The organism is Chitinophaga sp. G7 BAM 1005 (assembly GCF_057126945.1).
Genome location: NZ_CP181478.1, coordinates 5,366,275 through 5,389,147 on the forward strand (window position 1 = coordinate 5,366,275; position 22,873 = coordinate 5,389,147).

The following is a 22,873-nucleotide window of genomic DNA, read 5'->3' on the forward strand; positions in this document are numbered from 1 at the left end:
CACCTGGTGGGTATACTTTTGCGTGATCTGAATTTTTATAAAATGTATAAGATTTATTTGTTTATCACCCTGTTTTTGCTTTCAATGAGTGCTGTAGCTCAACCCCCTGCAGGCGCCAAAATGCCGATGGGTATGGGAATGAGCGGCCATGTATATGGCAAAATTATTGACCCCGATGGAAAAGCCGTTCCTTATGCTTCCGTAATTATCCTGCAGAACCGCATGGATAGCGTTACAAAAAAAATGAAGGAAAAACTGCTGAAAGGCGTACTGACCAAAGGCAACGGTGAGTTCAGCCTGGAAGATCTGCCCGGCAGAGGCCCGCTCAAGCTGCGGATCACTGCTACCGGATACAAAACGGTGGAACAACCGGTTACCTTTCCTCCGTTTGAAAAGGATCTCGGCAATATTAAGCTGGCAGTAAGCACCACGCAGTTGCAGGGCGTTACGGTAGCCGGCACCAAACCGATGATGCAGATGGATATCGATAAAAAGGTATTCAACGTAGAAAAAAACATCGTAAGCGCCGGTGGTACCGCGCTGGACGTGATGAAAAACGTGCCTTCTGTAAATGTGGATATCGATGGTAATGTAACCCTGCGTAACAGCGCTCCGCAACTGTATATCGACGGTCGTCCGACCACCCTTACCCTGGAACAGATTCCGGCGGATGCGATTGAAAACGTGGAAGTGATCACCAATCCTTCTGCCAAATACGACGCGTCCGGTGGTAGCGCCGGTATCCTGAACATTGTACTGAAAAAGAACCGGAAAACGGGTTACAATGGTAACCTGCGCGCTGGTGTGGATAAACGCGGCGCTGTAAATGGCGGTGCTGACTTTAACCTGCGCCAGGATAAGGTAAATATTTCTGCCAGCGTAATGGGCAACCAGATGAAAGGCCGTACCAATGGTACCACCGAGCGTAACAACTTTGCAGACGAACCGCCTACCAACATCAACCAGTACAACACCAACAAAACAGATGGTGGTTTCGTTTTTGGTAAACTTGGGCTGGATTGGTTTGTTACCAACCGTACCACCTTGTCTGTGGCCGGTATCAAGGTACATGGCTCCATGAACCCTTCTGAACGGATAGATATTAATACCGACAGCCTGAATAAAGCCGGCGATATCAGGGCTTTCAGTCAGCGTAACTCCAGTTCCCATAACAAGTTCAATGCTAACGGCCTGGTATTGGGAATGAAACACCTTTTCCCTAAAGAAGGAGAAGAACTGACCGCCGACTTCAACTATTTTGGCGGAAAGAGCGATAATAACTCCGACTACAGAACTGACCGTTATACCGGCAGCAACATCAGCGGCAGCGATATACAACAGATACTGGGTAATGGCTCCATGAGCTTTATGACCATTCAAACGGATTATGTAAAACCTTTTACCGGTAAATTAAAACTGGAAACGGGTTTAAGAGCCTCTGTCCGTAAAACGAAGAGCAACTTTAACAACTATATGCTGGACCCGGAAACACAGGAATATGTACTGATCCCGGCCGCCTCCAATAATTATAAGAACAGTGATAACGTATACGCAGCTTATGTAAGCGTATCCAATACCATCGGTAATTTTGGTTATAAAGCAGGCGTACGTGCAGAAAGTTCCAATTACACCGGCGACCTGCTCAACAATGGACAACATTTCTCCAACAACTACCCGGTGAGCCTGTTCCCATCGCTGTTTTTAAGCCAGAAGCTGAAACACGACCAGGAGCTGCAGCTGAGCTATACCCGTCGTATTAACCGGCCCAACTTCTTCCAGCTGATTCCTTTCACCGATTCCACTGATAAGCTGAATATCACGAAAGGTAATCCAGGGCTGGTACCGGAGTTCACCACTTCACTGGAAATGTCGTACCTGAAAACGCTGAAAGGAAACAATACCATATTGGCATCTCTCTATTACAGACATACCAACAACCTGATCACCCGTTACCTCACGAAGGAAACCGATCCGGTAAACGGCCAGGAAATGCTGGTGAACACTTATATCAACGCGAATTCCAGCTATTCTGCCGGTGCGGAAGTAACCGCCATGTATAATTTCACCAAATGGTGGAGCGCAACGGGCAACGTGAATATTTATAATTCAAAGATCAATACAGACAATGTTACGCAATCGCAGGATGCGCTCTGGAGCTGGTTTGGTAAGCTCAACAACACCTTTAGGCTGCCAGCCAGTTTTGAATTGCAGCTCACAGGTACGTATCAGTCGAAAACCAATTTGCCGGTGAATGAAAATAAGAATGTGCAGAGCGGTCCGCCAATGCAGCAGTCGCAGAATGCTTCACAGGGCTACATTGCTTCTTTTTATGGTGTAGACGCCGCCATCAAAAAGAGCTTCCTGAAAAACAATGCCGCTTCGGTGACCTTTAGCGTGAATGATATCTTCAGAACCCGCTGGTCCGACCAATATTCACAAAGCGATTATTTCACACAATATTACAGTCGCTTACGCGACCCGCAGATGATGCGCCTGACATTTGCTTACCGGTTTGGTAAAATTGACGCCAGCCTGTTTAAGAGAAAGAATATGGGCGCGGGCATGCAGGGAATGCAGGAAGTGATTCAGTAAGAAGTTGTCTTATAGTTTAAAGCACCGGAATGCGAGGGGGTACACCTGAGCGTTCCGGGCTTTTTTTTGTGGGGGATTTTTTACATCTTTGGTTGATTTTGTAACCTTATTCTCCTATATCATGAAAAGATTCTTTTTGTTAACTTCCTTTTGCTGTTTGACGGCAATGATGAGTAATGCACAGATCCTCAATCAGACTACGTTGCAGAGTGGCGCCGATTTTAATATTGATGGGATTGGACGCGCAAGCCAGTTCAGGACATCTGTCACAACCGGCGCAGGTGGGTCAGGTCACTATATGCTTATGCAGGGTAGCGCTTATCGCTGGGGGTTGGGAACCGTCAATGCAGAAAATGGTACTAACCCTCAGGGCAGCGATTTTGCATTATTTGCTTATAACAACGATGGCAGCTTTATTGCCAGGCATTTAACAGTTATGAGAAGTAACGGATTTATGGGGATTAATATAGTGTCACCTACTGCGCAATTGCATGTCAACGGTCCCACACAAATAAGTTTGGCTAAATTTACCTGTACGGATATTCCGGAAACGAGTGCGGCATTGACTATTCACAACTCAACTTCATTTACCGGCAGTTACGTACCTACTATTACTGGTCGCGCCTATTCGCCGGGAAGATGTTACGGTTTGTCTCTGATTGCTGAAGCCGAAGATGTGACCGCTTCCTCTAATGAATCGCATGCAGCTGCTTTTACACTTCTCGCGAGAAGTAACACACTTAGCGGCTTAGTAAATGCGAATGTGTTTGTGGTAAGATCACCTTCAGCCCCATTCATGCTTATCAAAGCCAATGGCAACGTGGGCATAGGCACCACTGCCCCCGGTACCAATAAACTTGCCGTAGAAGGCACTATTGCCGCCAGAAGGGTTAAAGTAACACAGGCCGCTACCTGGCCTGATTATGTTTTTGAGCAGGATTACCTGTTGCCATCTTTACAAAAAACCGAAGCATTCATCAGGGAAAACAAACATTTACCAGAGGTACCTTCCGCAAAGGAAGTTGCTGAAAACGGCCAGGATCTGGGAGATATGAATACCATTCTGCTGAAAAAAGTAGAAGAGCTTACATTGCACCTGATCTCTATGCAAAAAGAAATAACGGAAGTAAAAGCCACCAATAAAGCATTGATGAAGGAGTTAAAAACAATACAGACAGCTGTAAGCAAATAATAGTTGAAGGCCGGAGTCATGGATTCCGGCCATTCTCCCCCGGATACAGCAAATACACCGCATCGCTCTGCCAAACTTCCTTCGTATCCACATTCATCGCGGAAATTTTGCCTTTGAAGGCGGCACCGGTATCGATGTTATGTACGTTGCAGGCGATCATGGGGAGGTCTTCACCATAATTAAGACTGGGGGTATGACCGATATAGATCTCTTTGAACTGCAGCAGTCTTTTTGGATAGAACATGGAGTTCTTTGGAATGCCGCGATCCATCGCCAGGGCGAGTTCCCAGAGGCTTCTGTCCCAATAGAGCATGGGTTCAAACCTTTCATGGGCGGGGCCGTGAGTGGAAGTGAACCCCGCGTGTATGTACAACCTGTTTTGATCATCAGTGTAATACATGCGCATGCGGTTCAGGAATTGTTTGTGACCTTCCAATGCTGCGGGCGACAGTTTATTGAAGCTCTCCACCGTGGCTTTGCCGCCATTGCGTTGCCAGGAGGCTTCGGGCATTACGCCATTCAGCCAGGATTCGCACCAGGCGTCGTGGTTTCCTTTTATAAAAATGCAGGTGTATTGTGATTCCAGTTCCATGAGCCAGGTGATTGTTTCTGCAGACTCAGACCATCCATCTACATAATCACCTAAAAAAATCAGAGTATCGGTTGTTTTCGGCGCGATACGCTCTACCAGCTGTTTGAGGGCTTTCAGCGCACCGTGTATATCACCTATTACGTAGGTTGCGGGCATGTTTTGTTTTATTTGTACATAATGTCTGTTCGCAGCACATATTTCACACCTGCGGTAAGCAATGAACCTTCATGCCGCAACGGGTGATGAAATATCAGGGCGGTACCGGTTTCCGGGCGGATAATTTCGCCGGAGGCAAAAATGGTTTCCCCGCCGGTATATGCTTCGTTCAGATAGATCATAAAAGTATACTGGCTGGCTTCAAACCTGTTCCGCTCAAAACTGCCGTCCTTGTGCATTTTGAAACGTTGTCCCGGACTGTATTTATAGAACCGGAACAATTCATTTACACCGGAGGCGGTTCTGTTATCTTTTCCTTCCGGAGCAGAGTTTTTCAGCCGTTCCCAGATAAAGGTAGCATAAGCTACATCTTTATACAAGACCCGTTCATTATTTCGTACACCTTTTATCATCCGTTGTACGCCTCCACCTACGTCTACGGTGGCTTCTCCGTAGCCCATTGCTTCACTTTTTTTTATGAGTTGGGCACATTCGGCTGTGCTGAGAAAGTTTTTAATGGTAAAAATTTCCGGGGTGTAAGTCATTTTCTCCATAACATCAGGTTTCAGTGGGAACATTGATCTGGAAATTATTTTTCTTTAGTTGTTTGTTGAACTTATACAGTTCGGGATGCCGGTTCTTCAATCCTTCGCGTTTCAGGCCCGTATTAACCACATAGGCGGCATCCAGTATTTTGCGGCGGAAGTTGCGCCGGTCGATCGTTGTTTGCAGGATACATTCATACAGTTCATGCAGCTCTGTGATGGTAAACAGTTCATCCAGCAATTCAAATCCTACCGGGTAATACTGGATCTTCGACCGGAGCCTTTGCAGTGCCTGTTTAAAAATATGTTTATGATCGAAGCCCAGGACCGGCATTTTCCTGACATTGAACCATTTTACATCATTGGCCATGCTACCGGCCACCACATCAAATTTAGCGGGGTTAATGAGGGCATAATATCCCACGGCTATTACCCGGCCACGCGGATCCCTGTCAGGTGCGTCAAAGGAATAGAGCTGTTCAAGGAATACTTCCTTCATGCCGAGCTTTGTTTGCAGGATGCGGGAACAGGTGTCCAGGAAGGTTTCTTCCATTTGCAGGAAGCCGCCCGGTAAGGTCCAGCAGTCTTTAAACGGCTCCTCTTTACGGTTCAGCAACAATACCGATAAGGTATTGTTGTGGTACCCAAATACCACCAGGTCTACCGCCAGGGAAGGGTTCTTATACTCGTGGAAAGACATCATACTCCGTTTGCGTCATTTTAACGTGAAGTAAAGATTTTTTGGGGAGATAACCTAAAAAAACTGGGGTTGTGCACAACAAAAAGGCGGCGCCGAAGCACCGCCTTTTTTTATTTGGACCCGGGATAGGAATATTCCAGTCATCTCATAACCTACAACTGTTACACTGTTAAAGTAACAAGATGCAAATATACACCCCGACATCTATATAAAGTAGGCCGCTATCCCGCAGGTTACCAGTATTTCATGGATGATGGGCCAAAGTCAGGATATCTTTTACTTCCAGTACCGGCTTCGGGCATCCGTAGCGGGTAACGTTGATCATGGCCTGCCCTACCTCTGCCAGCGTGGATACCGACTGCGGAAAAAACCGCGTTTTAGCCACTTCCATCGTGAGATCGTACGTGACCCGTTTGTAAGCCTCCTCCTTCATTCCTACAGAAGAAACGCCCAGGCAGAAGTAGCAGGCATTATATCCGTGCAGCTTTGCAGCCACGGGCAGCATATCATAGAAGTTTTCATGAATAATTTCCTTCAGCCTGGGATGCCGTACGCCACAAGGCCTGCGGTTAATGACCAGCACCTCTTTTACATCCGGATGTTGTAAACATTCATGCAGCACCCCTTCTCCTACCATACCGGTACTTCCTGTAATAATGGCTCTTATCTCCATAGGAAAGATTTAATCTGAAATTTAATCTTTCCTATGATTTTAAGCAAAATATCTATACCGGTATTCAAAACGCATTCTCATCTCCCTTAATCGTATTTCTGATCGTTAAAAATATAATACGCAGATCGAGATATACCGACCAGTTCTCCATATACCAGATATCATGTTCGATCCTTCTGCGCAGATGCGATTCTTCCGTAATTTCCCCACGCAACCCGCATACCTGCGCCCAGCCTGTGATACCGGGCTTCAGAAAATGGCGGATCATGTATTGCTGGATCACCCGCGAAAATTCCTCGGTATGACGAAGCATATGTGGACGAGGCCCCACAATAGACATATCTCCCATAAAAACATTCAGGAACTGCGGCATTTCATCGAGGTTTGTTTTACGCAGAATACGCCCGATCTTCGTGAACCGGCTATCATGCCGCGTGGCCTGCTTCGCATTCGCCTCATTGTTTACATACATGCTCCGCAGTTTCAAACAGGGAAAATTCAGGTTATTACGGCCTGTACGGTATTGAATAAAAAACACCGGCCCCCTGGACTCCAGCTTGATCAGCAGCGCCAGCAAAGGAATCAGCCAGGTGAGTATAAAAACAATCACAAGACTGCTGAAGATAATATCAAACACACGCTTACGGATGCGGTTGGCAATATCATCCAGCGGTTCAGAACGTAATGAGATAATAGGAATATTATTGAAGTAATCCACAAAGATCTGCCTGTTCACAAACAACTTGAAATCGGGTACAAAACGGAAATGAATCAGGTTCAGTTCTGCCTCCCTCGCCAGCGTGTACAGGTAAGGAAATTTTTCGGGAGATAACGTAGAATATATTTCACGGATGTTGTTAGACTGTGCGTAAGGCACACAGGCTTCCAGGTTGCCGATTACCGGGTAATAAGACAACTCATGCACGTTACTGTATTCTTCAAAATAACCTTCAAACTTAAGGTTGCTGTTATCTCCTATCAACTGATCCGCCAATTGTTTGGAAAGATCATTATACCCCAGGATGACTACTTTCTTCTCCACTCCGCTGCGATGCAGGATATGCCGGGTAACCTTGTAGAAAATCCAGCGGCCCAATAATACCATGCACAGGAAGCTGGAACAATAACTCAGGATAAACAACCGGGAATATAACTGCTTGGTAAGAAACAATGACAACAACAATAACAACAGGTACAACAATATACTCTGTATTGTTTTGCGGGCAATACGGTCAAACGATAATTGCTGACTGAGGAAGTAAATACCAGTAGTGTACAAAGCCACCAGCCAGGAGAGATTTGATACCACGAGAAAAATATCCACATTAATATCCTGCATACGGTCGTACCGCTGTAACCAGGAGCTGGTTAAAAAAAACAACACATTCAGCCAGATAAAATCCAGAACAATCAACTGGATACTGCAAATTTTGAGATACCGGTTCAGCATAAAATAGAATATGGTTGATCAATAAAAGAAAGCGCTACGCCACCTGTTCTTTAAAGCGCGTCATCACTCCTGAAATAGAAAGGTGACTGGCTGCAAATTCACGGGCATTCCTTGCAATGTCGGCAGTATTTTCCCATACGGCCCTGCCTATTCCTGTTTGCAACGCCTCCTGGTTTTCCGCATCCACGAGGATGCCCATCTGATGCCGGCTAACCAGCTCATGCAGGCCAGTGCCTTCATTGGCGGTAATCAGCGCTATACCGCCCACTGCGAGTATAGTAGTTAATTTAGATGGCATCACCAGATCGCTGGCATGTGATTTTTGTATAACCAGGTGTACGTCTGCCATGTTTAAAAAGTTATTAAACTGCGCGAGGGGTTGCAATGGAAAGAAAATTGTATTCTTTAACTGCAGCTGCGATGCAACCTGTTCCAGTTTGGCCTTATAAGGGCCGGAACCACAGATCAGGAATTTCATTTCTTCGCGGTGCTGCCATGACGCGGCGGCATGCAACAAGGCTTCCAGCCCCTGCTTTTCGCCGATGGCGCCGGAGTACAATATAATTTTATCGGTAGGCAGAAATCCAAAAGACTGCTTTAATATAGCCTTGTCCGTTAGTGGATGAAATTGTGTTACATCCACCCAGTTAGGAAAATAAAACACTTCCCTGCCGGCCTTGTCACTTATTTTACGGATCATCCCGTCGGCTATACTGCTTACATGATCCGCCTGCCGGAGAATCATCTTCTCCAGTTTCAACAGCGCATTGATAAGCCGTGGCGAGCGGATCATCTGCAGGTCGCGCGCGGCTTCTATCTGCAGATCCTGCACATGATACACGAAGCTGGCGCCCCGCAGCTTTTTATAGAAAACGGCCAGCAACCCGAGATGAAAAGGCGGCGCTACCGTAATTACGATATCATACTTCTTTTTCCACACCAGCTGCATCACTTTGACGAATGCGGCTGCCGCAAAAGAAAAATCCTGCAACATTCTCTTCTTACCGGAAGGTTCTGCAGGTACATACTGCGGGCAGCGATACACCGTTAGTTTTCCTTTTCCCTGCGGATGTACTTCTTTTTTAAACCAGTTCTTTGACCGTTCATAGGGCGATTGCACCTGCCATTGCGGATAATAAGGATAGGTAGTTATTACCGTGCAGTCGTCCCCGTTATCTGCCAGCCAACTAATCATTTCTCCATTATACTTTCCTATTCCCGTTGGCTCGGGTGAAAAATTGCCGCCTATCAGTAATATTCGTTTACCCATATACGTTGTATTTAAATATTATTGCCGCCAACTCCATAATACCCCCAGCATAAACCCCACGTTATCGGAGAGCTGCCCCTGATCCACTGCTATGGATGCTTTCAGGGCAAGTCCTTTCGACGACACCTGGTACTGAAACTCCTGCAGGGTATACCATTGCCGCTTCATTGGTTTAAAAAGGGCAGTATTGGTGTAGGTGCCATAATTCTGCGTGTAGGTGATTAATGTTCTACCGGTAATTTTTTTCGGGAGATGATAAAGTGCGCCGATATGCACTCCCATTACACGGTTATTAATAATATTCCCCCCCTTTGCTCTCAGTGAATCCTTGTGATCATTCCAGTTGAACGGCTTCATGCTGGGGAAGTAATGCTGTCCGCGATCCCGGTCAATAAACAACGGAGTGCCGATCACACGTTCATGATAATCCCAGCCAGTAAGATATACCCCGTTGTTATAATAGCTTTCTCGTTGATGCAACGGGAAGAAATCGTTCATTTGTTTGGTATACAGCACCTCTGCTGTGATCTTCTCCAGCCAGCTGCCAGCTTGTTTGTTGGTATACACAATACCCAGGAGCCGGTCGATATTCCGGATATCGATACCCTGCCCCGATTCAAAAGGAGTTTGATTATACAGGCGAAGAGACAACTGGTCGTTTTCCCATTCAATACCTCCTTCTATAATGCCGCGGTGGTCGCCGGGGCGATTGGGCTGTATTTCCGAAGTACCAACGGTGCCATCATCTTTTGTTTTAACCAGCAGCACATCCATAAACCCCTGCCAGTCGGCAGTGATCTTTGGCAGGTCTTTCCGGTTGCCGCCCCATACCGCGTAGTGCTGTAGGCCGCCAAATACTTTTAGTTTTCTTTTGCCTATGCGGAGATAGAAATTTTTCTCATGCAACCAGGCATCTTTGATGTATTGGTCCTTCCCCATCCAGCCGTGACTGATGAGTCCTTTAAACTGAACCCAGCCATTGGTGTAGGGAATATCGGTGTACTCCGTTACCGCGATGCCTACTTTTGGAATAGGGAGTGCATTACCACTAATCCCCATAGAGCCGCTGCTCAGGTCTTTATCATTTTCCCCAATGATTTCCTCATACCGGCCGGCCCTGATTTCCCAGTGTTTATAACCGGCTTTTACATATCCCTGCTCTATAAATGTTTGGTGGAACTGATCATTATTGTATACATCCAGCCCGTATCTCACATAAAAATTCTCCTTCCATACATGCCTGTTACTAAAGCCAACATGTGTGGATACATCGCCTTTACGGTCGCTGATGGTACCAAAATGATTAGCCATGAGCCAGAGCGGCTGGTAGTCTTTCGAAGCAATGGTCCCTGCTGCGCCCGCGTGCACTTCCAGCGAATCTGCAAAATGAACCTGCGCCCACGCGGTGGCTGGTCCCATCATTAACGCGATATATAAGCACCATTTCTTCATATAGCCGCCGTATTTAGCATGGTAACCGTATGCCCTTTCATTTCCCTTTTACGTACTGCCACCGCAGGGTTCCCAGAGTAGATCAGCCAGGGCTGCATTTCTTTTGAAGCCACGCTGTTCACCGTAAGTACGGCATGGCTGCCGCAGGTAACACCTGCACACACTACTGCCATAGCGCCTATCCAGGCGCCGTTTTCAATGTGAATGGGCCCGAGCCGGTAAGGAAAATCCGGTTGTTTATAATCGTGGTTGCCGGTGAGCAACAGGGCGCCCTGCGAAAGACAAACATGATCTCCCAGCGTTACCGCCGCCAGGTTATCAATCCACACCGACTCCCCTATCCAGCAATGATCGCCGATAGTCAGCAGCCAGGGATATTTGATCCGCACCTTTGTTTTTATAACGAGGCCCTTGCCTACACGGGCGCCAAACAGCTTCAGCAGCTTACTTTTAAAGCCATAAGGCCAGGGGAAAGCGCTGTTGAAAATATAGTAGTTACAGAAGTACCATAACAGCACTTTCCACTTAGGGCCGGCATAATAACTGCCTGTATTAAATGCAGCAAGATTAGTGGTCATGTGATATCAGATATGAATGTTATAATCCTGTTTCAGTAACGCCATAATATCTTCCCTGCTTTCTTTTCCATCAAGCTTTTGCTGAAATTCCTGCACATTAACGTCTACGAGTAAACGATACCAGTACCCCTGCATGAAATGGAAAAGGAAGCCCTTATAGCCATCCAGGAAGCCGTAACGTACCACATAGCGGAACAGGAAGTACAGCGACGCGCGCATTCCCGGCGACATGGAGGCGTATACCTTCTCTTTCAGGAACCGTTTCCGTTTGGCCTGTGTTCCGCTTTCGCGCAGCAACCTTTCATCGGTTTGCCAGAAGCCATAGCGGATATTCAGCAGGTCCACCATTTCACGGATGGCGTAGTTATTATGTTTGTTTACCCACCAGTGAATAGAGTTCAGGTTATCGTCTACAATATGTTCTTTAAACAGCATCGTAGCGCCGTCGGACAATACAATATGTTCATCCATCCAGCGCTGTTCGATGCTGCCTACCCCATTGCGCCATATCCGCAACAGGGTATGCGGGTAGAAACCGCCGAAGCGGATCCATTTACCTTTAAATAACACCTTGCGGCGTATATATATCCCCGTTATACCAGCTGGTACTTTGTCTATCCGCTGGCGGATTTCCTTTACCAATCCGGGTTCCAGGTACTCATCTGCATCCATGCGCATCACCCAGGGCGTTTCAATGCCGCAATGATCCAATGCCCATTGAAACTGATTGGCATAGTTGACCCATTTACGCTGAAAAACCTTTGCACCGAATCTCTCCGCTATCGCTACGGTATCATCTGTTGAAAAAGCATCTATTACGTACAGTTCATCTGTTATTTGCCGGAGATTCTCCAGGCAGCGTGCCAGGTGCAACGATTCATTAAATGTGAGTATTACTACCGCGATCTTCATCTAGCTACATTTTTCATACAGTTCTACATAAGACGATGCCAGCGTGGCATCATTGAAATCACTACGGATCTGCAAAGGGGCAGACCGCGTAATCCTTTGCCGTTGCCCTTTTTCCTGGTAAGCAGCAGTGAGCTGTGCTGTGATCATATCCACACTATCGATCCCCGTAATCCAGCCCAGATCATGCTGCTGCACATAGGTTGCCAATCCTACCTGATCGCTGATCAGCACCGGCGTACCCGCATACAGCGATTCTATCACCACAATGGCAAAGTTTTCATTACGGGAGGTAAGCGCAAAAAGGTCGGTGGCAGCGAGGAAATGAAATTTGTCCTCACTGCCTTTCCAACCTACCCATTCGACGCTATTATCCATATCGAGCGACGCAATTAAATCTTTTAGTTCTGCTACATACTGTGCATCTCCACTCCCGGCGATCTGTAACCGGTAGGGGAACGTAACCTTTGCCAATGCACGGATCAGCAGGTCCAGCCCCTTCTTGGGATCCACCCGTGAAAGAAAGCTGATGGTAAATACTTCGTTCTCCTTCCGTATAAAACTCCCTTCCGGCAAATCCACCAGGTTAAATACCTGTCCGCCTTCCCAGTGGGTATTCACCTGCCGGCATTCCTTCCACTCCAGCTCTGATGAAACATGCAGGTAAGTATTCTTTAATAAACGTTTACCCATCACCGTATGCAGCAGTTTCTTCTTCCTGTTATTCCGCGCCGTTAGTACATAGTCGCAGAACATGCCATGCGGCGATAGCAATGGTTTCAGCTTCCTCCATTTACAGATAAAGGAAGCGCCCATTACCAGGAAATTCCACCAGGAGTGGATATGTACTTTATCAAATCGTTTTGCATTAGACCAAACTGCTTTCCACAATGCCGGCGACACATGCGTATGATCGCCGGTGATCCTCTTGAAATAGGTTACCTTAACCCCGTCCATGATCACCGTAGTATTAGCCGCTATATCCAGTTCCTTCGCACCGTTGGCAGTGGTAGTATACACTTCCACCTGGTGCCCCATTAACACCAGTTGCTCCGCCAACCGCGCTATTACTACAATAGGACCTCCGTACACGTAGGCCGGTTTGTAGGAAGGAACAATAAAAAGTATCTTCATAAACAAGGGTTATTTATTCATTGAATCCAGTGAGTGAAAAGCATTATCCACCATCGCCGTCATGGTGAGGTTTTCTCCCACAAATTGCTTTGCATGTTGCCCCAGCCGGTTGATCTCTTCATCCGACAATTGATCCAGCACATACAAACACTCCTCCATACTATCGAAGATCAGTCCGTTGTAACCATCCCGGATATAGCTGTACTCCACGCATTGCAACACTTCCTCGCTGCGTTTAAAAGTACACACCGGTTTACCATAGGCCATTGCTTCCACCGCCGAAAGGCCCACCCATCCTGGCTGAAAGTACAGATCGGCGATGCCAAACAACTCCTGTTTGATGACAGGATCATATACTGCCCCGAAGTCGTGCACATGTGGATAACTGCTGAAGTCCGGTTTATATTTACCTGCCCCGATGATAATAAATCCATACTGTTCCGGATCGGTTTCCTGCATCAGCTTCTCCAGCAGATCAATACGACGGCCGGTCTCATTAAAGCGGGCGCAATAAATCAATATGCGTTTTGAACGGATATTGTACTTTTCCCGTAGTGCCGCTTTATCGGGCGCCTCCCGTTGCATGATCTTCTCTACTTCAGAAATAGTATTGTTTAAAGCCACTGCTTTTAAACCCGGCATTTCCTGTTGCCAGAGCGCCATTTCCTTTGGCGTGTAAAACCAGGTAGCATCTGCCAGTTGTATCATCCATTTCAGCAGGCGGCTGGGCCGTTGCTCTTCCTGTACATATCTTTTTACTGAAATACCATGTCCCCAGAGGATAATCTTTTGTTTCAGCAAAGGTTTCATCAGCAGGATCATCCAGGTTGACAAATGCGCGAAATTGAGCATCAGCACCAGCACCTTATAATCTTTACTAAAAAAGCGCAACGGGTTATATAACACAAATGGGCCTACGCTCCAGGCAGGTAATTGCTTCACCGCAGTATTGCCTGCCGACAGGTTCTGCTGTTTGATAGCATCCGCCTGATCATAACAATACAGATCGAAAGGGGCCTGCTCATTGAGCCGGTTAAAAAAATGTTCGCGGTAATGCGGTACCAATGGCTGCAGGATGGCAATCATACCAATACATTTTTATGTGCATGAATAATACTGCTCACATCATAACCATAAATCATGCGGCGGCCTTCATGGATGGAATCAAAAGCCACCACGTTACCATCGCGCTTCCAGCGCGGGTGTAAATCGCAGTGCAGACCGCTGCGTGTAAAAGCCATCTGCTCCAGTGAGAAGGCTTTTAACACACCTTCTTCCACGCCGGCCAGTAAAGGGTGTGCTAGTTGCAGGTCAGGTTTATCATCAATCATACAGTAAGTGCCCAACGTAACTTTCTGTTGTGTGCTGTACTGGAAAAGGAACAGCGTACGAATCCCCTGTTGATTGGGATAGGTATCACAAATCATCCAGTCGCGGTCCGCAGGGCAAAACATCGGATGCCCGTCTTCTGTAATAATATCTTTCGCCAGCATAGCCGGTGTACCGTTATCCACATCTTCCAGTAACAACCAGTTGAAGGGCGCTACTGCTTTGGCTCCTTTCTCTTTTGTATATAATAGTTTCTTCAACACTTTCTTTCCTCCGGAAATCAACCCGGAAGGCATCATTTTATACAACAGCGAGCCACGCAGTTTTTCTATGTTACTGCCAGTTCTGCCCCAAATGGCAATGTGGGCATCATCTTTCCAGTCGAAATGACTGAGGAAACCTGTTGCCAGGCATTTCAGGTTGCTGCCATCCACACCGATGGTCATGAGCCGTGTGGTTTCGCCGCCATCCTTTAACTTATAGCGGTGCAGGAATGCTAACCGCTGCTGCGAAGGATTCAGCAGCAGATGCGTGATATAATGATGTTGCCCCAGGGCCGGATTCATTTTATAATTGGCAGCAGCGGCAATAGACAGCAGCAGGGTCTGCTCACCGGTGTATACATTATGTTTCACAATACCGGATGTATCGGGCACATGAACGTGTGCATACTTATCCGTAAGACCCGTGTATCCATATCCTCCTACACGGAACAGCCGCGCATAGTCGATACCAAAAGCGACGCCCTCATCTGTGATCACATGGGCGGGCTGATGCAATACGCTCACACATTTACCGGCATTTGTATCATATATCCGCGAACCCCAAACATCATCAACACGATCATTTACGATAAAAGTATCTGTATCGCCGATCCATTGCTGGCGGGCGCCCTGCGGATAGTTGTAGGCATAGGTATCTCCCATGCGGCGGTATTGCTGTGCTGCATCAAAATAGCCGATGCCGCAGGGGATGCGCGGGTCCGGGGGAACGGTGATATCTGGTGTTTGTAATGCGAGCAATTTATCACCTGCAGCATTCCAAGCTACCAGATCATGAAAACCAAAAAAGAAATGTCCTGTTCCTGCTGATAAAATAAATTCCTGCTGCATATGTTAATGTGTTGTGATGAAAGATGATTTATCCATGCACTTTTCCTTTCTTAACAAAAAAGTCTGATCATGAATTTTATTATCGATACGCCTGATAACATCTTCTTCAGATAAATAGAAACCATTCACTGCCTGCAGCGTTTTCAGCAGGTCTGTTTTTACGATATCCCTGGCCATAAATTCCGCACTGATGCGGTTACCGGAAAGTGTCTTAATTTTCTGATGAAGAAACGATTTGCGGTAAAGCTTCACTGGTGTGGCATTGATATTATACAGATGAATGGCGGCCTGCCAGTCCATCCATTTAAATTCCGCCACACCGCTGCCTTCTGTATGCGGGGTAGACAATATAAAGCGATGCCAGGGCACGCGCAGCGCATCGGCCAGGATAGCGCCGTGCATGGCTTCTGCAATCACATATTCTGATGCAGCGATTTCCTGTAAGGTATGCTCTACTCCTTTTTCAGACCGCGGTGAGATATAATTATAACCCAGTTTATTACAGAGCGCTTCCCAATCGAAAAATGGCACTGACTTAAAATAAGGGATCACGCTCACCTTATACTTTTTTTTCACCTTCAGGAATTTATCGAACTCCGGCAACTGACGGATGGCATAAGCAGCATCTGCGATATACGGGAACTGGTTATTAAACGCATAGGCAGACAATGGTCCCCGCAGGAAGCGGATATCCCAGCTGCTGTTGAGGCTGAAGGTTTGATGAGAGGGCCTTACACCTGTGCCGAATACGATCTTGCATTTGTCCGGTATATCCCTGAATAATGGAGAACCATCGAACAGGATGGAGCCAATGCCCAGGAATGCTTCCGGGTCATTGATATTGCCTTCGCCAAATAACTTGGGCCAGAGCCAGCCGTTCAGGTCGTCACCAAAATTACCTTTGGGATCTTTATAATATACATAGTCCACGTTGTAGTCATTTACAGGTTAGCAATACGTAATACTTTTACTGCATCATTACTGTTGATCCATGCTGTAAAATCAACTGCCCGTCGTTCCCAGCTGTGAGCTTCGCTGTTCACCGTTGCCGGCGCCAGTCTGCCATTGGCCAGTTTACTGATCAATGCTGCCAGCGATGCCGGCGCATTATTGTTGAAATAATATCCCTGTTGTCCGAATATTTCCAGTGGCTCACCAATGGCACAGGTAAACACCGGCTTATCAAATGGCAGGTACATATAAATTTTGCTGGGGCAACGCGCCCAGTCCTGCACGGTATCATTCAGCGGAGAAATAAATGCATCAGCAGCAGTAAACCAGGAGCTGAGATCTTCTTCCGGCGCGTAGCCCAGGAATTCCACCTGTGCATCAAGTTGTTTCTCTTTCACAAAAGTTTTTGCTTCCGCCATATGTCTTCCCTGACCCAACAGCATTAACACCACATCACTTCGTTCCTTGCTCACCATCTCCATCGCTTGCAACATAGTGAAGAGGCCATAGTTGCGGGTGAGCGTGCCCATATAGATCAACATTGTTTTACCCGCATAAGCGTCCTGCAATTCTTTCAGGCGGATACGGGGCGACGCGATTACATCGTTATTGAATGCGTATGGCGAGTATAAAACGGGAAGCTGTTTGCGGAACAGCTGTGCAGCTCTTTTCGTATATACGTTACAGAGATACTTACTGGCACATAGTAATCCATCTGCATATAACACCGACCAATACTCCAGCGCCAGCATAGCAAACTTGCGAATCCCTTTATTATCAGGGATACCAGAGGGCAGCTCCGAATGTTCGATGAGTATTTTTGGTTTTACGTTGAGTTTACTTTTGGAAATGCGGTTACGGAAACTAAAGGAACAAAACAGTACATAGTCGGGTGCAATCTGGTTTACCAAATCTGTTTTAACCCGTACTTCTTCCCCAGCGGAGCCAGGCTGATAGTAGTATACCTTCACGGCCTCGCTGCACTCCATCCCTATGCGTTTGCGATTCTCTTCACTGTCCTGTGCAATGATGGACACCTCCCAGCCGAGCGACAGCAACGGTCCGGCCATGCCTATGGCCCGTTTCATGGTGGCAATGAATTTAATATCCCCTAGTGTAATGAAGCATATTTTCATAGCTGATGTTTTTTACCGTTTATATTTTCCCTTCGGGAGATAGCATATCGATCGTTTCATTTGTATGTACCGTTACTTCCTCAGTGCTGGCTTCTTCCATAAAATCATAATACGCGCGTAACAACACTGCACCGATAGCAGGTATATTAAATCTCAGTTGCTGGATGGGGGAGAAAAGAAAGGTCCATATCACCCCAATCGTCATGAGCACCAGTACCGGGTACAAGGCTGTATCAGCAGCATTCCGGATGAGATAAAACCCCATTCTCAGCAGGAAGATGAATATGAGCAATACCGCAATAAATCCACCCAGCCCACAGTTTACCCAGGCGCCCAGCAGGATCGAGTGACTGGGGATCAGGTGATCTGTTGAGGTAGCCAGTTGTTCATTCATCTCTTCATTCTGGTATAGTAACAGGATCCGGTAATACTGCAGGTTATCATCTTTTGCCCAGGAACCGTGACCGAACAAAGGCGCATCAGCAATAGCGGCCATTGCAGCAAAGGTTTCGCCCCTGCCTGTCATGAGTAACGACAACGGATTATAAGGATTATCGAGCCGGTCGATTTGTTCGGAAGCATGATCCCCCCCTATTTCATGGTTCATCACAGCATTTACATAACACACATAGGCAAACTGGAACAGGATAGCGCCTGCAATACCAAATACCAGCAACCGGTCGCGGGTGAGGTACATACCGCTGTTAAAGCAATAGATGATGATAGCACCCAGGAAAAAGACCATGCCTGTTGAGCGCGAGTCGCGGGCAAAACACAACAGGCTATAGCCTAATAACAGTGCCAGCACTGCTTTCCATCGTCCTCTGCGATATAATAGGAAAGAACAGATATAAACAGCATACGACAGGATAGGTACCATTTTAAACTTGAAGTACGACATATCGGTGTCTGCATTATCATCTGTCCAGATAATATTTTTTATAAGTGTCATGCAAAGGAAGAAGAAGATTGCCTGATCATCTTCCAAAGTTTTAAACAGAAAAATAAATGAGAGGATAGACATAATAATAGCAGCCCAGCCGCGCATGAAATTTTCCGATGAACTATGTACAACAAACAGATCTGTAATAGCCTGAAATACAAAAAGCGCTACCAAGGCAAAAATGATCTTGCGGAACATGGGATATGCTTTAAAATCCCGCAGGTCAAATACAAAGGGAGTAGACAGCAGCACCATGATCTCATTGAGCTTCAACTGGCCTACCAGTGCTACATTCACGCCACTCAGCAAGGTGTACATGGCTATTTTGATCCGGTTAAACATAGGCAGGCATTTTACCGCGTACCGCGTAGTTAACAATTTGCTGTAGTCGTTCCCGGTTTACATCCAGGCTGTATTCCTGTAAAAAATCTTCGCGCAACCTGGCGCCTTTATCTGTTTCCGGATCAAAGGCCAGTAAGGATTGTTTAAAGGCCGCCGGTTCATCGGACACAATAAAGTGATGGCTCTTCACGCCTTCCACTCCCTTCCGGGTGCTGATAATAGGTGTGCTAAGCGCCATTGCTTCCAGGCATTTCAGGCGGGTGCCACTGCCATGCACCAACGGAATGATCACTGCACTGGCTACGGAGATATACCATTTTACATCGTCTACCTTTCCAAAGGCCACAATATTGCGGTACTCTTCTTTGCCGGTAATTTGTTTCAGCGCCTCTTTAGAACCTCTGCCAACCAGCCACAGATCATACTTCCCGGCCAGGTCATCGTCCCATACATTTTCTATAAACCATTTGAGGCCGGCGAAATTCATATATACACCGAAGTTAGCCGTCATCACCAGCACACGCTGTTGCTTCTTCCCGGTGAAGTGATAATCTTTTGCATCCAGGAAGTTGGGGATGGTAAAAACTTTCTGTTTAGGCAGGAATCTGGTGTGATAGGCATTATCATCTTCACTTACTACCAGCACAGCAGCAGCCTTGTTAAAGTACATACGTTCATGCAGCTTCTCCATGCTGAACAACTGCCACTTGCGCAGCTTATCCACAATACTTTTTGAAGGTAGCTGCCACGTGATCATGGGCTGTGCGTTGTGAGTACCCAGGATAACGGGTATCTGTTTCTCTCTGAAATAAGAAATATAATGACCTACATAGCCATAGTCCAGGATAGCCGCCGCCAAAGGGTATTCCCGGCACACTTCTTCAAAGATGTTCATCACAGTAGCGGATCGCTGGAAGTATTGCTTACCCGTAATACGGGTCAGCAGGTCAAAAGGTTTTGCTTCATAAGTATAAAAAGTAACGTTAGGGAGATGGTATTTTTGCAGGTCCACCTTCTCCACATTCCGTACCACGGCAATCACCTCATAGCCGAGCTGCGACAAAGCTTTGATCAGGTAGTAGCTCCTGATCCGTTCTCCCCCGTTTTGCGGGAAGGGAGATATGTCTGTGAAGAAAAGAATGTTCATATCTTAATTCGCTTTTAATACCACTAGCCGTGCCTGTAGTTTTGTAAAAATCCTGTTGAGTAACTGTTCCACTTTCGCGGTTTCATTAGTGGTTAGCCCAATGAAACGGATGAGGAACACAATACTGATGATACTTATTATCGTGGTAACGCCCAACCGTACAAACCCTTTACCCATGAATAGCTGCGGGATACAGGCCAGTCCGGCTGCCAGCAGTACCGGCACTATTGATTTGATGATCACCTGCCTCGTGAATACTGCCGGTGATAAGCCCGTGATGGTTTTCGCTGCCATCATACGATAGATACCACTTATTACTTCTATGGCTATTGCGCTGATCAATACCGTAGCTGCGGGGTATCCGGCTTTCAGCAGCAACCATGCAACGGGTAAATTGAACAGCACCATTGTGCTGACCACTACCTGGTACTTTCTTATTTTCCCTACCGACTGCACGGCTACCTGTATGCCGGATGACAGCTGGTTAATCAACGTAGCAACGATGATCAGGCGACACATCATCACGGTAAAATCAGGCACTTGTTTGAGCCAGCATTGCAATACAAAAGGCATTTCTATCATTATAGGGATGGCAAAAAAACTCAGCAGGAAAAAGGAAAACTTGCTGGCAATCATCGCCAGCCGCAGCATCCTCGGACGGTCGCCACTGCCTTCACTTTTAATGATCTGTGGATTCAATGCCCGCAACATGGTAACAGAAAAGTAGCTCAGCTGCGCATTCACCTGGTTGGCTATACCATAGGCCGCGTTTACAATGGTACCGAAGAAAACATTCAGCAGGAGTGCAATACCCTGGTTGCGGGCCACAAAGCTGCCGGCGCCAAACATATTCCATCCTGCATAGGCAAACATTTCTTTCAACAGACTTTTGTCGAAATACTGCCGGATGCGGATTCGGCTTTCCTCATACTTCACAGCGCAATACACTTGCTTGAATACCAGCAACAATACCGTGAGCAATGCCATGAGGCCACCGTATACAATGAGCCGGTCGTACGAGGTGTATTGCAGGCTGAGTGCTATCAGCAGCTTTCCTACTGACTCTACAATACCCAATATGGCTACCATTACCATGTTTTCCTGTGCAATCAATGTAGCATCATAAGGCACGGAGATGATGGTAAAGAATGCGCTGACCACCATGAATTGAAAGATAAGCTTTGCGGCCACCGTGCGGGATGCAGGATAGTTGAGCACATGATCAAAAAGATAGCTGCCTATTACTTCAAACAGCAGCACCAATGCCAGGCCCAGTACAAAGTGTAGCAGCACGCTGGAGTTAAACACCACTTTTAATTTGTGTGCGTCTTTGGTGCCCAGGTGAAAAGACATATAGCGCTGCGTGCTGATGGTCATGGCCATGTTCAGAAAAGACAACATGGCAATGACCCCGCTGATCAGGTTAAACAATCCATAGTCTGCCGCACCCAGCAGGTTGAGTACCAGCCGGGTGGCGTACAAAGAAATAAAAACCGTGATCAGCATTCGCCCGTAAAGTGCTCCTGTATTCAATATCACCCTGTTCGCTACCTGCATGTTGGTTAAATTATCCGATTAAGTGTTCCAGTTGTGTAACTTCTTTCTTTGCAAACAACGCCACATCGCTGGCCATCATTTCCTTTACCAGTGCTGCCAGGTCGTAGGCTGGTTCCCATCCCAGTACTGTTTTGGACTTGGTAGGATCGCCTATCAGCAGTTCCACTTCTGTGGGGCGGAAATAACGCGGATCGATGGCTACCACCTGCTTGCCTAACGGCAACGCATATACTTCATTTGTGCAGGCGGCTACGGTACCAACTTCGTCTGCGCCCGTGCCGGTGAAGGCGATTTCAATGCCCAGTTCTGCAAAAGACATGCGTACGAACTCTCTCACCGTAGTGGTGATGCCGGTGGCAATTACATAGTCGTCCGGTTTTTCCTGTTGCAGGATGCGCCACATGGCTTCCACATAGTCTTTTGCATGACCCCAGTCGCGTTGTGCATCCAGGTTACCGAGGTACAGTTTATCCTGCAGGCCGAGTGCGATAGCAGCAGCGCCCCTGGTGATTTTGCGGGTTACGAAGGTTTCTCCGCGCAGTGGGCTTTCATGATTAAAGAGGATACCGTTGCAGGCGTACATGCCATAAGCCTCGCGGTAGTTCACCGTAATCCAGTAAGCGTATAATTTCGCCACGGCGTATGGACTGCGTGGGTAGAAAGGCGTGGTTTCACGTTGCGGTACTTCCTGTACCAGTCCATATAATTCGGAGGTGCTGGCCTGGTAGATGCGTGTTTTCTTTTCCATTTTCAGGATGCGCAGTGCTTCCAGGAGACGCAATGTACCTATTCCGTCCGCGTTGGCCGTGTATTCAGGCGTGTCGAAACTTACCCGTACATGGCTCATGGCCGCCAGGTTATAGATTTCATCCGGTTGGATTTCCTGTATAATGCGTATGAGGTTGGTGCTGTCGGTCATATCGCCGTAATGCAAACGGAAGCGCACATTTTCGCTGTGCATATCCTGGTAGAGGTGATCAATTCTTTCTGTGTTGATCAGCGAAGCGCGGCGTTTTACACCATGCACCATATATCCCTTTCCCAGCAGCAGTTCTGCCAGATAAGCGCCATCCTGGCCGGTAATACCTGTTATCAGGGCTACTTTCATACGAT

20 protein-coding genes are annotated in these 22,873 nt (G+C 47.0%); 2 read left to right on the top strand and 18 right to left on the bottom strand.

Annotated features, from left to right (window positions below; genetic code table 11):
• The first annotated feature begins 42 nt into the window (after nucleotides 1–42).
• Together ACMXI2_RS21190 and ACMXI2_RS21195 are read left to right on the top strand one after the other, a co-directional pair.
• Entirely contained in the window at nucleotides 43–2,592 is a 2,550-nt protein-coding gene (locus tag ACMXI2_RS21190) for a TonB-dependent receptor (protein ID WP_483778065.1), read from the top strand.
• A gap of 121 nt (nucleotides 2,593–2,713) precedes the next feature.
• Nucleotides 2,714–3,784, top strand: a complete 1,071-nt coding sequence (locus ACMXI2_RS21195; RefSeq protein ID WP_483778066.1) for a hypothetical protein — start codon at nucleotides 2,714–2,716, stop codon at nucleotides 3,782–3,784.
• 16 nt (nucleotides 3,785–3,800) lie between these two features.
• On the opposite strand, the gene ACMXI2_RS21200 is transcribed toward ACMXI2_RS21195, so the two are convergent.
• The 18 genes from ACMXI2_RS21200 to gmd all read right to left on the bottom strand — a co-directional run bounded on the left by ACMXI2_RS21200 (nucleotide 3,801) and on the right by gmd (nucleotide 22,868).
• A complete protein-coding gene (locus ACMXI2_RS21200) occupies nucleotides 3,801–4,532 on the bottom strand; it encodes a metallophosphoesterase family protein (protein ID WP_483778067.1) in 732 nt (243 codons plus the stop codon).
• Nucleotides 4,533–4,540: 8 nt separating this feature from the next.
• Nucleotides 4,541–5,086 carry a 2OG-Fe(II) oxygenase gene (locus ACMXI2_RS21205; protein ID WP_483778068.1) on the bottom strand — a complete coding sequence of 182 codons (546 nt, stop codon included), beginning with the start codon at nucleotides 5,084–5,086 and terminating at the stop codon, nucleotides 4,541–4,543.
• A 4-nt stretch (nucleotides 5,087–5,090) separates the two neighbouring features.
• The gene (locus ACMXI2_RS21210; RefSeq protein WP_483778069.1) at nucleotides 5,091–5,780 is read right to left on the bottom strand and encodes an NUDIX hydrolase; all 690 of its coding nucleotides are present in this window, start codon (nucleotides 5,778–5,780) and stop codon (nucleotides 5,091–5,093) included.
• 241 nt (nucleotides 5,781–6,021) lie between these two features.
• Nucleotides 6,022–6,450, bottom strand: a complete 429-nt coding sequence (locus tag ACMXI2_RS21215) for an NAD-dependent epimerase/dehydratase family protein (RefSeq protein WP_483778070.1) — start codon at nucleotides 6,448–6,450, stop codon at nucleotides 6,022–6,024.
• A 64-nt stretch (nucleotides 6,451–6,514) separates the two neighbouring features.
• A complete protein-coding gene (locus ACMXI2_RS21220; RefSeq protein ID WP_483778071.1) occupies nucleotides 6,515–7,900 on the bottom strand; it encodes an undecaprenyl-phosphate glucose phosphotransferase in 1,386 nt (461 codons plus the stop codon).
• 34 nt (nucleotides 7,901–7,934) lie between these two features.
• Nucleotides 7,935–9,170 carry a WcaI family glycosyltransferase gene (locus ACMXI2_RS21225; RefSeq protein ID WP_483778072.1) on the bottom strand — a complete coding sequence of 412 codons (1,236 nt, stop codon included), beginning with the start codon at nucleotides 9,168–9,170 and terminating at the stop codon, nucleotides 7,935–7,937.
• 18 nt (nucleotides 9,171–9,188) lie between these two features.
• Nucleotides 9,189–10,622 carry a capsule assembly Wzi family protein gene (locus ACMXI2_RS21230; protein WP_483778073.1) on the bottom strand — a complete coding sequence of 478 codons (1,434 nt, stop codon included), beginning with the start codon at nucleotides 10,620–10,622 and terminating at the stop codon, nucleotides 9,189–9,191.
• Entirely contained in the window at nucleotides 10,619–11,200 is a 582-nt protein-coding gene (locus ACMXI2_RS21235) for a WcaF family extracellular polysaccharide biosynthesis acetyltransferase (protein WP_483778074.1), read from the bottom strand. The genes ACMXI2_RS21230 and ACMXI2_RS21235 overlap by 4 nt, the downstream gene beginning before the upstream one ends.
• Before the next feature lie 6 nt (nucleotides 11,201–11,206).
• Nucleotides 11,207–12,112: a glycosyltransferase family 2 protein gene (locus tag ACMXI2_RS21240; RefSeq protein ID WP_483778075.1), complete on the bottom strand. Its 906-nt coding sequence runs from the start codon at nucleotides 12,110–12,112 to the stop codon at nucleotides 11,207–11,209.
• On the bottom strand, nucleotides 12,113–13,243 hold the full coding sequence (locus ACMXI2_RS21245; RefSeq protein WP_483778076.1) for an XrtY-associated glycosyltransferase XYAG1: 1,131 nt from the start codon (nucleotides 13,241–13,243) through the stop codon (nucleotides 12,113–12,115).
• 9 nt (nucleotides 13,244–13,252) lie between these two features.
• On the bottom strand, nucleotides 13,253–14,329 hold the full coding sequence (locus tag ACMXI2_RS21250) for a glycosyltransferase (RefSeq protein WP_483778077.1): 1,077 nt from the start codon (nucleotides 14,327–14,329) through the stop codon (nucleotides 13,253–13,255).
• Complete coding sequence (locus ACMXI2_RS21255; protein WP_483778078.1) at nucleotides 14,326–15,684, bottom strand: hypothetical protein; 1,359 nt, start codon at nucleotides 15,682–15,684, stop codon at nucleotides 14,326–14,328. The genes ACMXI2_RS21250 and ACMXI2_RS21255 overlap by 4 nt, the downstream gene beginning before the upstream one ends.
• A 3-nt stretch (nucleotides 15,685–15,687) precedes the next feature.
• Entirely contained in the window at nucleotides 15,688–16,614 is a 927-nt protein-coding gene (locus tag ACMXI2_RS21260) for a polysaccharide pyruvyl transferase family protein (protein ID WP_483778079.1), read from the bottom strand.
• A gap of 11 nt (nucleotides 16,615–16,625) precedes the next feature.
• The gene (locus ACMXI2_RS21265; protein WP_483778080.1) at nucleotides 16,626–17,771 is read right to left on the bottom strand and encodes a glycosyltransferase family 4 protein; all 1,146 of its coding nucleotides are present in this window, start codon (nucleotides 17,769–17,771) and stop codon (nucleotides 16,626–16,628) included.
• Nucleotides 17,772–17,790: 19 nt separating this feature from the next.
• Nucleotides 17,791–19,056: a hypothetical protein gene (locus ACMXI2_RS21270; protein WP_483778081.1), complete on the bottom strand. Its 1,266-nt coding sequence runs from the start codon at nucleotides 19,054–19,056 to the stop codon at nucleotides 17,791–17,793.
• The gene (locus ACMXI2_RS21275; RefSeq protein WP_483778082.1) at nucleotides 19,049–20,203 is read right to left on the bottom strand and encodes a glycosyltransferase family 4 protein; all 1,155 of its coding nucleotides are present in this window, start codon (nucleotides 20,201–20,203) and stop codon (nucleotides 19,049–19,051) included. Before ACMXI2_RS21275 ends, ACMXI2_RS21270 begins: the two co-directional genes overlap by 8 nt.
• 3 nt (nucleotides 20,204–20,206) lie before the next feature.
• A complete protein-coding gene (locus tag ACMXI2_RS21280) occupies nucleotides 20,207–21,760 on the bottom strand; it encodes a lipopolysaccharide biosynthesis protein (RefSeq protein WP_483778083.1) in 1,554 nt (517 codons plus the stop codon).
• 10 nt (nucleotides 21,761–21,770) lie between these two features.
• Nucleotides 21,771–22,868, bottom strand: coding sequence for a GDP-mannose 4,6-dehydratase (gene gmd / locus ACMXI2_RS21285; protein WP_483778084.1), 1,098 nt, complete (start codon nucleotides 22,866–22,868; stop codon nucleotides 21,771–21,773).
• Between the last annotated feature and the right edge of the window lie 5 nt (nucleotides 22,869–22,873).

Bases quoted from the DNA above. Each gene is read 5' to 3' on its own strand.
- ACMXI2_RS21280 (WP_483778083.1), bottom strand. From the start codon at position 21,760: ATGCAGGTAGCGAACAGGGTGATATTGAATACAGGAGCACTTTACGGG.
- ACMXI2_RS21265 (WP_483778080.1), bottom strand. From the start codon at position 17,771: ATGAAAATATGCTTCATTACACTAGGGGATATTAAATTCATTGCCACC.
- ACMXI2_RS21225 (WP_483778072.1), bottom strand. From the start codon at position 9,170: ATGGGTAAACGAATATTACTGATAGGCGGCAATTTTTCACCCGAGCCA.
- ACMXI2_RS21245 (WP_483778076.1), bottom strand. From the start codon at position 13,243: ATGAAGATACTTTTTATTGTTCCTTCCTACAAACCGGCCTACGTGTAC.
- ACMXI2_RS21190 (WP_483778065.1), top strand. From the start codon at position 43: ATGTATAAGATTTATTTGTTTATCACCCTGTTTTTGCTTTCAATGAGT.
- ACMXI2_RS21205 (WP_483778068.1), bottom strand. From the start codon at position 5,086: ATGGAGAAAATGACTTACACCCCGGAAATTTTTACCATTAAAAACTTT.
- ACMXI2_RS21250 (WP_483778077.1), bottom strand. From the start codon at position 14,329: ATGATTGCCATCCTGCAGCCATTGGTACCGCATTACCGCGAACATTTT.
- ACMXI2_RS21200 (WP_483778067.1), bottom strand. From the start codon at position 4,532: ATGCCCGCAACCTACGTAATAGGTGATATACACGGTGCGCTGAAAGCC.
- ACMXI2_RS21275 (WP_483778082.1), bottom strand. From the start codon at position 20,203: ATGAACATTCTTTTCTTCACAGACATATCTCCCTTCCCGCAAAACGGG.
- ACMXI2_RS21220 (WP_483778071.1), bottom strand. From the start codon at position 7,900: ATGCTGAACCGGTATCTCAAAATTTGCAGTATCCAGTTGATTGTTCTG.
- ACMXI2_RS21230 (WP_483778073.1), bottom strand. From the start codon at position 10,622: ATGAAGAAATGGTGCTTATATATCGCGTTAATGATGGGACCAGCCACC.
- ACMXI2_RS21270 (WP_483778081.1), bottom strand. From the start codon at position 19,056: ATGTTTAACCGGATCAAAATAGCCATGTACACCTTGCTGAGTGGCGTG.
- ACMXI2_RS21240 (WP_483778075.1), bottom strand. From the start codon at position 12,112: ATGAAGATCGCGGTAGTAATACTCACATTTAATGAATCGTTGCACCTG.
- ACMXI2_RS21255 (WP_483778078.1), bottom strand. From the start codon at position 15,684: ATGCAGCAGGAATTTATTTTATCAGCAGGAACAGGACATTTCTTTTTT.
- ACMXI2_RS21215 (WP_483778070.1), bottom strand. From the start codon at position 6,450: ATGGAGATAAGAGCCATTATTACAGGAAGTACCGGTATGGTAGGAGAA.
- gmd (WP_483778084.1), bottom strand. From the start codon at position 22,868: ATGAAAGTAGCCCTGATAACAGGTATTACCGGCCAGGATGGCGCTTAT.
- ACMXI2_RS21210 (WP_483778069.1), bottom strand. From the start codon at position 5,780: ATGATGTCTTTCCACGAGTATAAGAACCCTTCCCTGGCGGTAGACCTG.
- ACMXI2_RS21235 (WP_483778074.1), bottom strand. From the start codon at position 11,200: ATGACCACTAATCTTGCTGCATTTAATACAGGCAGTTATTATGCCGGC.
- ACMXI2_RS21195 (WP_483778066.1), top strand. From the start codon at position 2,714: ATGAAAAGATTCTTTTTGTTAACTTCCTTTTGCTGTTTGACGGCAATG.